General features: G+C 43.7%; 12 protein-coding genes. 3 read left to right on the forward strand and 9 right to left on the reverse strand.

Going from position 1 to position 10,369, the window contains the following annotated elements:
• Positions 1–97: 97 nt before the first annotated feature.
• Positions 98–1,732 (reverse strand): chaperonin GroEL, encoded by a 1,635-nt coding sequence (gene groL / locus JI667_RS20210; protein WP_206858154.1) that lies wholly within the window; start codon positions 1,730–1,732, stop codon positions 98–100.
• 54 nt (positions 1,733–1,786) lie between these two features.
• Positions 1,787–2,074, reverse strand: coding sequence for a co-chaperone GroES (gene groES / locus JI667_RS20215; RefSeq protein ID WP_034766060.1), 288 nt, complete (start codon positions 2,072–2,074; stop codon positions 1,787–1,789).
• A gap of 293 nt (positions 2,075–2,367) precedes the next feature.
• Between groES and JI667_RS20220 the strand changes: the two genes are divergently transcribed.
• Positions 2,368–3,111: a CPBP family intramembrane glutamic endopeptidase gene (locus tag JI667_RS20220; RefSeq protein WP_206858155.1), complete on the forward strand. Its 744-nt coding sequence runs from the start codon at positions 2,368–2,370 to the stop codon at positions 3,109–3,111.
• The gene (locus tag JI667_RS20225; protein ID WP_206858156.1) at positions 3,108–3,317 is read left to right on the forward strand and encodes a YdiK family protein; all 210 of its coding nucleotides are present in this window, start codon (positions 3,108–3,110) and stop codon (positions 3,315–3,317) included. Before JI667_RS20220 ends, JI667_RS20225 begins: the two co-directional genes overlap by 4 nt.
• A gap of 15 nt (positions 3,318–3,332) precedes the next feature.
• Here the strand turns inward: JI667_RS20225 and tatC are convergent, their stop codons facing one another.
• Genes tatC through JI667_RS20240 form a run of 3 tightly spaced genes read right to left on the reverse strand, consistent with a single transcriptional unit; the run spans position 3,333 to position 5,024 of the window.
• The gene (gene tatC, locus JI667_RS20230; protein ID WP_206858157.1) at positions 3,333–4,106 is read right to left on the reverse strand and encodes a twin-arginine translocase subunit TatC; all 774 of its coding nucleotides are present in this window, start codon (positions 4,104–4,106) and stop codon (positions 3,333–3,335) included.
• A gap of 15 nt (positions 4,107–4,121) precedes the next feature.
• The gene (locus JI667_RS20235; protein ID WP_206858159.1) at positions 4,122–4,292 is read right to left on the reverse strand and encodes a twin-arginine translocase TatA/TatE family subunit; all 171 of its coding nucleotides are present in this window, start codon (positions 4,290–4,292) and stop codon (positions 4,122–4,124) included.
• Between the two features lie 54 nt (positions 4,293–4,346).
• Positions 4,347–5,024: a redox-sensing transcriptional repressor Rex gene (locus tag JI667_RS20240; protein WP_034766052.1), complete on the reverse strand. Its 678-nt coding sequence runs from the start codon at positions 5,022–5,024 to the stop codon at positions 4,347–4,349.
• A gap of 190 nt (positions 5,025–5,214) precedes the next feature.
• Between JI667_RS20240 and JI667_RS20245 the strand changes: the two genes are divergently transcribed.
• On the forward strand, positions 5,215–7,155 hold the full coding sequence (locus JI667_RS20245) for an ABC-F family ATP-binding cassette domain-containing protein (RefSeq protein ID WP_206858161.1): 1,941 nt from the start codon (positions 5,215–5,217) through the stop codon (positions 7,153–7,155).
• Positions 7,156–7,506: 351 nt separating this feature from the next.
• Here JI667_RS20245 and tsaD read toward each other — a convergent pair whose 3' ends face one another.
• The 4 genes from tsaD to tsaE are packed head-to-tail and all read right to left on the reverse strand — an operon-like array spanning position 7,507 to position 10,128.
• Positions 7,507–8,523, reverse strand: coding sequence for a tRNA (adenosine(37)-N6)-threonylcarbamoyltransferase complex transferase subunit TsaD (gene tsaD / locus JI667_RS20250; RefSeq protein WP_206858163.1), 1,017 nt, complete (start codon positions 8,521–8,523; stop codon positions 7,507–7,509).
• On the reverse strand, positions 8,520–8,957 hold the full coding sequence (gene rimI / locus JI667_RS20255) for a ribosomal protein S18-alanine N-acetyltransferase (RefSeq protein ID WP_206858165.1): 438 nt from the start codon (positions 8,955–8,957) through the stop codon (positions 8,520–8,522). The genes tsaD and rimI overlap by 4 nt, the downstream gene beginning before the upstream one ends.
• Positions 8,958–8,977: 20 nt before the next feature.
• Entirely contained in the window at positions 8,978–9,676 is a 699-nt protein-coding gene (tsaB, locus tag JI667_RS20260) for a tRNA (adenosine(37)-N6)-threonylcarbamoyltransferase complex dimerization subunit type 1 TsaB (protein ID WP_206858166.1), read from the reverse strand.
• Positions 9,673–10,128 (reverse strand): tRNA (adenosine(37)-N6)-threonylcarbamoyltransferase complex ATPase subunit type 1 TsaE, encoded by a 456-nt coding sequence (gene tsaE / locus JI667_RS20265; protein ID WP_206858167.1) that lies wholly within the window; start codon positions 10,126–10,128, stop codon positions 9,673–9,675. Before tsaE ends, tsaB begins: the two co-directional genes overlap by 4 nt.
• Positions 10,129–10,369: the final 241 nt, after the last annotated feature.

Raw genomic sequence — 10,369 nt, forward strand, 5'->3', positions numbered from 1 at the left:
AAAAGTTCACCGAACTCTTGAGAAGCCTCTCTTTATTCACCTCTATGTGAGTAAAACGCAAGCATTTCACTCTAATCAAGGGAATGGGGATGATGAATTACATCATGCCGCCCATTCCACCCATGCCGCCCATACCGGACATATCCGGCATGCCGCCGCCTTCTTCAGGAATGTCCGCTACTACTGCTTCAGTAGTCAGGAACATGGCTGCAACAGACGCTGCATTTTGCAGTGCAGAACGAGTTACTTTCGTAGGATCTACGATACCTTTTTCGATCATGTTGACCCACTCACCAGTTGCTGCGTTGAATCCGACGCCTACTTCTTCCTTCTTCAGACGTTCTACAATGATAGAACCTTCGAGTCCAGCGTTGTGAGCGATCTGACGGATCGGCTCTTCAAGAGCACGCAGCACGATGTTGATACCAGTCGCAACATCCGCGTCCGCTTCGATGGATGCTACTTTGTTGTAAACATTCACAAGTGCCGTACCACCACCGGATACGATACCTTCTTCTACTGCTGCGCGAGTAGAGTTCAGTGCGTCTTCGATGCGTAGTTTACGCTCTTTAAGCTCAGTTTCAGTTGCAGCTCCAACTTTCACGACTGCTACTCCACCTGCAAGCTTAGCAAGGCGCTCTTGTAATTTTTCTTTATCAAACTCAGAAGTTGATTCTTCTAATTGAGCACGGATTTGGTTTACGCGGCCTGCAATTTTTTCTGGATCTCCAGAGCCTTCTACGACAGTCGTGTTTTCTTTCGTTACGACTACTTTCGCGGCGCGGCCAAGTTGAGTGATGTTCGCAGATTTAAGGTCTAAGCCTAAATCTTCTGTGATCACTTCTCCACCAGTTAGAACCGCTAAGTCTTCAAGCATGGCTTTACGACGGTCACCGAAACCAGGTGCTTTAACAGCTACTGCGTTGAATGTTCCGCGAAGTTTATTCACAACAAGTGTTGCAAGAGCTTCACCTTCAACATCTTCTGCTACCATTAGTAACGGTTTACCTTGTTGAACTACTTGCTCAAGGACAGGAAGTACTTCCTGGATGTTACCGATCTTCTTGTCAGTGATCAGGATGTATGGATTCTCAAGAACAGCTTCCATTTTATCTGAATCCGTGACCATGTATGGAGATGCATATCCGCGGTCGAACTGCATTCCTTCTACTACGTCAAGTTCCGTAGTGAATCCTTTCGATTCTTCGATTGTGATCACGCCGTCGTTCCCAACGCGCTCCATTGCTTCTGCGATCAGTTGACCGACTTCTTCGTCAGCCGCTGAAATGGCCGCAACTTGAGCGATGGAATCTTTGCCTTCGATGGGCTTAGAAATCACTTTTAATTCTTCGATAGCCGCTTGAACCGCTTTTTCGATTCCTTTACGAACACCAACGGGATTCGCACCAGCTGTTACGTTTTTAAGACCTTCGCGGATCATTGCTTGAGCAAGGACCGTTGCAGTCGTTGTACCGTCACCGGCGATTTCGTTTGTTTTGCTTGCTACTTCAGCAACCAGTTTCGCACCCATGTTTTCGAATGCATCTTCTAGTTCGATTTCTTTCGCAATGGTTACACCGTCATTTGTGATAAGTGGTGAACCGAATTTTTTCTCAAGTACCACGTTACGTCCTTTTGGTCCAAGAGTTACTTTTACTGCATTTGCTAATTGATCGACACCGCGAAGCATTGCACGGCGTGCTTCTTCGCTGAATTTAATATCTTTAGCCATTGATAAAGTCCTCCTCTTATTTTAAATTAATTAAATTTTATATACGAAGTTTGATTATTCGCCAACTACAGCCAGAATATCGCTATCGCGAAGGATCAGGTATTCTGTGCCTTGGTATTTCACTTCTGTACCAGCGTATTTAGAGAAAATGATCCGATCGCCGACAGCTACCTCAAGAGCAACGCGCTCACCGTTGTCAAGAATGCGACCAGTACCTACAGCCATCACTTTACCTTCTTGTGGCTTTTCCTTAGCGGAATCCGGTAGCACAATACCGCTTGCTGTTTTTTCTTCTGACTCAACTAGCTCGATAACGACGCGATCACCTAGTGGTTTTAACAAGTGAAACAACCTCCTTGAAATATGTAAATGATATTTATTAGCACTCGCACTCTGTGAGTGCTAACACAACTATTATATTAATTAATTCGTTTTCATTTTGCAAGACTCCTGCTTAAATTTTTTTTCGTCATATTTCTCTTTTTTTCACACGCCCCTCTCCTATGCCCTCCGTTCCCCATATATTCCAGGACGAATGAAACCCTTAAATTTGAACAGTTCCGCTTTTCTTAGTAGAATTGTACAGGAGTTATAAGCTTGATCGTTATCTTACAGGTGCTAAAGGAGATCAAACGTTGAAAAAACATTTTGGATTTATCTTAATTGCCTATATCGTCATGCAGCTTTCAAGCATTGTCGGGGTACCCCTTTTATATAAGATCGGTGTCGACGTCCTCGGTAAGCCCGATGAGGCGGTACGGAGCCTTGTCCCTGGATATTGGCTCGTCATCAGCTTCACGCTGACCCTACTCATTGTGGGAGGCATCTTAAGGAAAAGCGAAACAAGTACCCGGCTTGAACGGAGTGCTCCCATGGGAGCCGGCCGTTCGATTGTTTGGGCGGTTCTCGGGATCTTCATGGCCTTCATCGCTCAGTCGGTTGCCATACAAGTCGAATATGCTTTAGGAATTCAAATGGGATCTGAAAATACTCAGATGATCATCGGCATCATTGAAAAAGTGCCATTATCCATGCTGGTTGCGGCCATCATCGGACCCATTCTGGAAGAGATCGTATTCAGGAAGATCATATTCGGCGTTCTTTACGAGAAGATGCATTTCTTCTTCGCCGCTCTCATCAGTTCGGTCATCTTCGCTCTTGCCCATTTCGAGCCGGAGCATGTGATCCTGTATTCCGCAATGGGCTTCACCTTCGCCTTTCTTTATGTAAAAACGAAGCGGATCCTGGTGCCAATATTTGCTCACGTTGCCATGAATACAACGGTGGTTCTAATGCAATCTATCTATAAGGACGAAATCGAAAAAATGATGAACGAAGCTGAAAAAATACAAGGATTTATTGGAGGATTATTTCTATGAGGAGATCACCATTATTCTCAGGAGTGATCTATCTCCTTCTCGGTGTGCTCTTCACATACTTCGCTGTACAAAACGTACAGAATGATGAAGGTTGGGGATTTTTCACGTATATGCTGATCTTTCTTGCCACCCTGGACTTCGGTTCCGGGTTACGGATGGTCATGCTGCATTTCAAGATCAAAAAACAAGTAAAGAACAAAAAATAAGGATTGATCATTTGATCAATCCTTATTTATATTCTTGAACTGTTCCATTTCAAGCTTCTGCTCCGCTTCCAGCACCTTTTTGTATCCGATCTTGGAAATCCATATACTGATTTCATATAAAAGCAGCAAAGGAACCGTCACCATCATATGGGATACGATATCCGGCGGTGTAATGAAGGCCGCAACGACCAACAGGATGAAGTAAGCCACTTTCCTCATTTGTGCCAACAGCATCGGCGTAACGATTCCCAAGCGCGTCAGGAATAGCATGATGACCGGAAGCTGAAATAAAAATCCGAATGGGATGGTGATTTGAAACAGGAAGTGAAAGTATTCATTAATACCGATCACTTGCTGGATGTTCAGATTGTTCGATAAACCCATCATAAATTTCACAACATATGGAAACAAAATAAAATATGAAAATGACAATCCACCTAAGAAAAGCAAAAGAGAAATCGGTATGTAACTTAGGGTTACCTTTCTCTCTCTCTCATATAAGCCAGGACTTATGAATGACCATACCTGAAATAAGATAAGGGGTGATGTCATGATGATGGCAATGAACATGATCATTTCCATATAGATTTTGAGAGGGTCCGTGATCCGAAAGGCGTTCATCGTCAGCTGTTTCGCTTCATCGGCATGCTGTAAATATCGAATTAGCGGTTCCGCAAGAAAGAAGCTCACGATGACCGCTAACAAGAAGAAAACGACTACAAACATGAGTCGTTTTTGCAATTCTCCTATATGTTCATAGACTGTCATGTCTCTTTGACTTTGGCTCATGGCGTTCATCCTACCCTACTTAGCTTTTTTGCTATTATCGTCCTCATCATCTGCTAAGCCCTTTGTTGCATTCTTGAATTCGCGTAATGTATTCCCAGCCGCTTTTCCTAACTCGGGCAATTTCTTCGGTCCAAAGATCAGTAAAGCCACGATGGTAATTAATACGATACTACCTGCACCTAACATAATGAGACACCTCCTCTTTTACCATTCTATCATAACGTAAATATGAAGAATTTTCTATTCTGTTATGATTCCATCTTGTGACATTTCCGTGTCATCCTCTGAGTAGTGCTTCAAGAAATAGACGAGTGACTGAAGTTCCACAGCCAAATCGATATGATGGACACGGATATGGTCGGGCACCGTCAATCTCGCAGGGGTGAAATTCAATATCCCCTTTATATTAGAAGAAACCAATCGATCTGTGATATTCTGAGCAGAAGAAGCCGGCACCGTCAGAATCGCTACTTCAATATCATGCCCCACAAGCTTCTCTTCTAAATCATCTAAATGAAAAACGGGGACATCACTGATTTGAGTCCCGACCTTCTTTTCGTCCACCTCAAAAGCCATTTCGATCTTCGTATTATTATTCTTGATGAAATTATAATGAAGAAACGCTGTACCAAGATTCCCCACCCCGATCAGCACAACCTTCGTAAGGGCATCCTGATCCAGTGTCTTACGGAAGAAGGATAACAGATAATTGACATTATAGCCGTATCCCTTTTTACCCAATGCGCCAAAATAAGAAAAGTCCCTGCGAATCGTAGCAGAATCAACTTTCACCGCTTCACTTAACTCCTTCGATGAAACCCTCTGCTTACCGGATGAGTATAGATTCTTAATAAAACGATAGTATAACGGAAGGCGCTTGGCCGTTGCCTGTGGAATTTTCGTTGTATCCTGGTTCATATTGTATTCCCCCACATCTATTCAAAACCTCTGATACCGCTTCCAAAATAGAAAGCACACAGTATTAATACACTCTACTACTCATCATACACTATATTTTATCCTAAGTGTACGAAGATTAATAGGTGTTTTATTGCCGTTCCCCTCCCTTATACGGTACACTAGCACTATGAAATAGAGGTGAAACGTCATGATTCTTCTACAAGTGAATCAATTAACGAAAAACTTTGGTGCAGATAATATCCTAACAAATATTAAACTTGAAATACAGACAAGAGATCGCGTCGCCCTCGTTGGACGTAACGGAGCAGGGAAGTCGACGCTTCTAAAAATAATCGCTGGTCATCTTTCCTACGATTCAGGCGAGATTACAAAGCCGAAAGGTGTCTCTATCGGTTACTTGGCGCAGAACACGGGCTTGGAGTCGGATTTATCGATCTGGTCCGAAATGTTGACCGTTTTCGAAGAATTGCGTCGTCAGGAAACCCAATTACGTTCATTGGAGCAGCAAATGGCAGATCCATCCGTCTATGAACACGAAGAAGTCTATCAACGTGTATTAAAAGAATATGATGAACTGCAGATCCGTTTCAAAGATTCAGGCGGTTATCAATATGAAGCCGATATCCGTTCCGTCCTTCACGGATTGAACTTTGCCGATTTTGATTATGAAACCAAGATATCCACATTGAGCGGTGGGCAGAAAACCCGACTTGCTCTCGGTAAGCTTCTACTCACTAAGCCTGACATCCTCATCCTTGATGAGCCGACCAACCACTTGGATATCGAAACATTATCGTGGCTCGAGTCCTATCTGCAAAGCTATGCAGGGGCCGTCCTGATTGTTTCCCATGATCGCTATTTCTTGGATAGCGTCGTCAATCAAGTGTATGAGATTTCCCGGAACCGGAGCAAGAAATACCTGGGGAACTACAGCAGATACCTTGAACAAAAAGCAGAGGACTACGAAAAAGATCTGAAATTGTTCGAGCGCCAGCAGCAGGAAGTCGCAAAGCTTGAAGACTTCATCCAGCGGAATATCGCAAGGGCATCCACAACAAAGATGGCACAGAGCCGACGGAAGAAATTAGAGCGCATGGATATGATGGACCGTCCCCTCGGGGATGAGAAATCCGCCAGCTTCGCATTTCAGATTGATCGCCCAAGCGGAAATGATGTTCTCCACGTCCGGGATCTTACCATCGGATATGGGGAGGATGAGACCATTTCCTCCCATATTGACTTCCCTGTCAAAAAAGGGGATAGCATCGCACTGGTCGGTCCGAACGGAATCGGCAAATCGACGCTGTTAAAAACATTGGTGAATAAACTCACACCTTTGGAAGGTACATTTAAATTCGGATCCAATGTGTCTATCAGCTACTATGACCAGGAACAAGCCGAACTCTCATCCAATAAGACGGTCTTAAATGAACTGTGGGATGAATACCCGATGAAGATGGAGAAAGAAATCCGTACAGTACTCGGTAACTTCCTCTTCTCCGGGGAAGATGTCCTGAAGCCGGTTTCTACCTTAAGCGGTGGAGAAAAGGCCCGTTTAGCCCTCTCTAAGCTGATGATGGAAAAAGGGAATGTCCTTATTCTCGATGAACCGACGAACCATCTGGATTTAGACAGTAAGGAAGTGCTGGAGAACGCCCTGATCGACTATCCAGGGACCATCCTCTTTGTTTCCCATGACCGTTATTTCATCAATCGCATTGCCACAAAGGTCGTGGAATTATCCAAGCAAGGATCGACCGAATACCTTGGTGATTATGATTATTATATTGAGAAGTTACAGCAGCAGGAAGAGCTTGCAGCACTTGAAAACATGGAACAAGGTAAAACTGCTTTGTCACAGAGCACAACTCAAAAACAATCCCACAAGATTGATAAAGAAGCGAAAAAACTAGAGCGTCAGCGAAAACGCAGAGTAGAGGAAATCGAAGACCTTATGGAAACCCTTGAAGAAACCATACAGGAAAAAGAAGACCTCCTGTGTGATCCGGACATCTTTCAAGATCACGAGAAAGTACAGGATATCAATGAGTCACTCACAAAAACGAAAGAAGAACTGGATTCTTTATTAGAAGAATGGACAGAGCTTGAAGAACTGCTTGGCCAGTAATCCACAGGGTTGGGGATAACTACTACTCCTCAATCCTTTCTTATTCCACATTATTATCCACAACCAAAATACGTATGAATCGTTATTCACACCACTTTTCCACACTATCCACAAGAAAAAGCTTATTTATCCACAGGTAAAATCCAAAAAATGGAATTATGTTTTATCGGTTTTTCACATGCTATACACATTTCCAAATAAGTTACTAACATTTTATCCACAACCTGTTGATAAAACGTATGTTCGTTCCTATTTCATTGGACATTCTGTAGATTACTCACACTATATCAACAGACGTGGATATCCGAAACGAAAAAAAAGCTTGAACGGAGTTTCGTTCAAGCCTTACCTTTAAAAATTCTCGATATCAAGTCCAGGGTGAGCATTCATATCCATGCTTCCCCTTTTTCCTTGTTCAAACAATATTGTCCCGGCTGCTGCGATCATGGCAGCATTATCCGTACATAAAGATAACGGTGGGATGATCAACTCCGCATCCTTTCCTTCAAATGCTTTTTGTAAAGCAGCACGCAAACCTTTGTTAGCCGCCACTCCTCCGGCCAGGAGTACTTGCTCTACTTCATATTCCTTTACTGCTTTAATGGTCTTGGTCACTAACACATCAATCACACTGGCTTGAAAGCTCGCTGCCAAATCCTGTGGAGGAATATCCATTCCTTTTTGCTTCGCATTGTGTAAAGTGTTGATAACGGCTGATTTAAGCCCACTGAAGCTGAAATCATACGATCCTTCTTCAAGCCATGCACGGGGAAGATCGATGCTTGGTTCTCCCTCATGTGCCAAACGGTCGATATGTGGACCTCCCGGATACGGAAGACCCAAGGTACGGGCTACCTTATCATACGCTTCTCCAGCTGCATCATCACGTGTTTCGCCGATGACCTCAAAGGAACCATGCTCTTTCATGAGAATAAGCTCAGTATGTCCTCCTGAAACGACCAGGGAAAGGAGTGGGAATTTCATCTCTTTTATTAGACGATTTGCATAGATATGCCCTGCAATGTGATGAACCCCGACTAACGATTTATGATGGGCAAACGAAAGTGCTTTGGCCGCGTTGACACCAATTAAAAGCGCACCTACCAAACCCGGTCCCTCTGTTACAGCAACACAGTCAATATTGTCCATGGTCATACCGGCTTGCTCCAGAGCTTCCTCCAGTACAAATGTAACTTGCTCCACATGGTGACGTGACGCAATTTCAGGTACCACTCCACCAAAACGCTTATGACTTTCAATTTGAGACGAAACAATATTCGTCACAATTTCTGTTCCATTTTTAATAATCGCAACGGCTGTTTCATCGCAGCTTGTTTCGATTCCCAATACAAATGTATCCTTCTTCATAAATTCACCCACATTACTAAAGCATCCTCTTGATTGTCCGAATAGTATCGCTTACGGATCCCGCCATCCTGAAAGCCCAGCTTCCGATATAAATGCTGGGCCGGTGCGTTTGAGATCCTGACCTCTAAGGTCATCACCCGTGCGCCAAATTCAATAGCGATTCCCATCATTTTGCGCATGAGAGCTTCTCCAATGCCCTGTCCCCGGTAATCCGGCAAAACGGCTACATTGGTGATATGTGCCTCATCCACCACGAGCCAAACCCCACAATATCCTGCTAGCCTGTCCCCATCCTCGGCGACAAGATAACTGGACAAATGATTATGTTCAAGCTCATTCAAGAAAGCGTCCCGACTCCAAGGAATGCTAAAAGATTGATTTTCAATTTCCATTACATCATCCAAATCATCAACTGTCATAAATCGTATATCCATATTGTAACGATCCTTATCATTTATTGAGATTTTTTTTGAGACTCCAGCCACTTCACTTCTGCTTCTGCCATCCTGATATAATTAGGGAGCACTTCATGAGCCGTCGTCTCTTTAAGTCCCAGTCCAATATAAGCAAGCTCGGACGGGCGGGGATTATGACTGACAAACGGAGCGATTTTCGCCTGTTTTCCCAGTCCCTCCTGAATCTTGTTTTCATGCAGGGAGACATCATTCCCGACAAATAATATATCTTTATCCAACTCTTTTAACTTATTGACCCATTCCTCTAGCATCACATTCCGATCCTCTTCAATACAAACAAGCTGGTCTCCGTGAAACTCATAGAGTCCCGTATATACCTGCCCTCTTCTTGCATCAAATAATGGAACAATATATCCTGAAAAATATCTTCCGGATGAAGCCAGTGTGGCGAGACTTGAAACGGGTATAAGAGGAATACTCAATGACCATGCGAGAGTCTTGGCCAGTGTGACCCCAATCCGAACGCCCGTATAGGAACCCGGACCGTTTGCAACGACGATCTTTGATAGCTGCTTTGCCTCTATCCCGCAATCTTTCATCAACTGCTCGATGGCAGGCATGGCTCTTACAGAATGATTCTTCTTCATATACGTAATATACTCTCCAATTACCTTGTCCTCCTGAATGAGGGCCACACCAAACGGATAGTTGGACGTATCTATTGCTAATATCGTCATGACACAATCTCCTTACACAATTCACTATATCGAGCTCCATATGGCTTCAACACGATCTTTCTCTTAGAATCGCCTTCACGATAAATCGACATACTCAATAACTCTTCAGGAAGCTGATCCTGTATGAGGTGCGCCCACTCAACAACGGTCACACCTTCTCCTTCAAAGTATTCATCGAACCCCAAATCTTCAAAGGAATCATCGAGCCTGTATACGTCCATATGATAAAGAGGCAGACGCCCCTTATATTCTTTAATGATGGTAAAAGTGGGACTGTTGACGGTTTTAGTGACACCAAGACCTTTAGCCAGCCCCTTGGTAAAAGTTGTCTTCCCAGCCCCCAGATCACCTTCTAATGTTAACACATACCCAGGCTTTAAATGTGCTGCCAGCTTCTCTGCAAAGCGGCCTGTTTCCTCCGGGCTGTTCGTTAAAACCTCAAACTGATTCATGTTAATCTCCTTAATCATCATTTAGAGTATAAAAAAACCCTAGGATTGTTTAGTACCCTAAGGGAGAATGTATATATGTAGTTTACCCTTTTTCAGGTACGAGAGTAAAGGATATGAAAAAAGACAATAAAAAAAACGAAACATTGTTTCGTTTGAATGAACAGAAATGGCGGTCCGGACGGGACTCGAACCCGCGACCTCCTGCGTGACAGGCAGGCATTCTAACCAACTGAACTACCGG

Origin of the sequence: Bacillus sp. NTK074B (assembly GCF_017303375.1) — a bacterium.
GTDB lineage: Bacteria > Bacillota > Bacilli > Bacillales > Bacillaceae_B > Rossellomorea.

What these genes read in the sequence shown, in the direction of transcription:
- groL (WP_206858154.1), bottom strand. Translation starts at nt 1,732, where the DNA reads ATGGCTAAAGATATTAAATTCAGCGAAGAAGCACGCCGTGCAATGCTT.
- JI667_RS20225 (WP_206858156.1), top strand. Translation starts at nt 3,108, where the DNA reads ATGAGGAGATCACCATTATTCTCAGGAGTGATCTATCTCCTTCTCGGT.
- tatC (WP_206858157.1), bottom strand. Translation starts at nt 4,106, where the DNA reads ATGAGCCAAAGTCAAAGAGACATGACAGTCTATGAACATATAGGAGAA.
- JI667_RS20235 (WP_206858159.1), bottom strand. Translation starts at nt 4,292, where the DNA reads ATGTTAGGTGCAGGTAGTATCGTATTAATTACCATCGTGGCTTTACTG.
- JI667_RS20240 (WP_034766052.1), bottom strand. Translation starts at nt 5,024, where the DNA reads ATGAACCAGGATACAACGAAAATTCCACAGGCAACGGCCAAGCGCCTT.
- JI667_RS20245 (WP_206858161.1), top strand. Translation starts at nt 5,215, where the DNA reads ATGATTCTTCTACAAGTGAATCAATTAACGAAAAACTTTGGTGCAGAT.
- tsaD (WP_206858163.1), bottom strand. Translation starts at nt 8,523, where the DNA reads ATGAAGAAGGATACATTTGTATTGGGAATCGAAACAAGCTGCGATGAA.
- rimI (WP_206858165.1), bottom strand. Translation starts at nt 8,957, where the DNA reads ATGGATATACGATTTATGACAGTTGATGATTTGGATGATGTAATGGAA.
- tsaB (WP_206858166.1), bottom strand. Translation starts at nt 9,676, where the DNA reads ATGACGATATTAGCAATAGATACGTCCAACTATCCGTTTGGTGTGGCC.
- tsaE (WP_206858167.1), bottom strand. Translation starts at nt 10,128, where the DNA reads ATGAATCAGTTTGAGGTTTTAACGAACAGCCCGGAGGAAACAGGCCGC.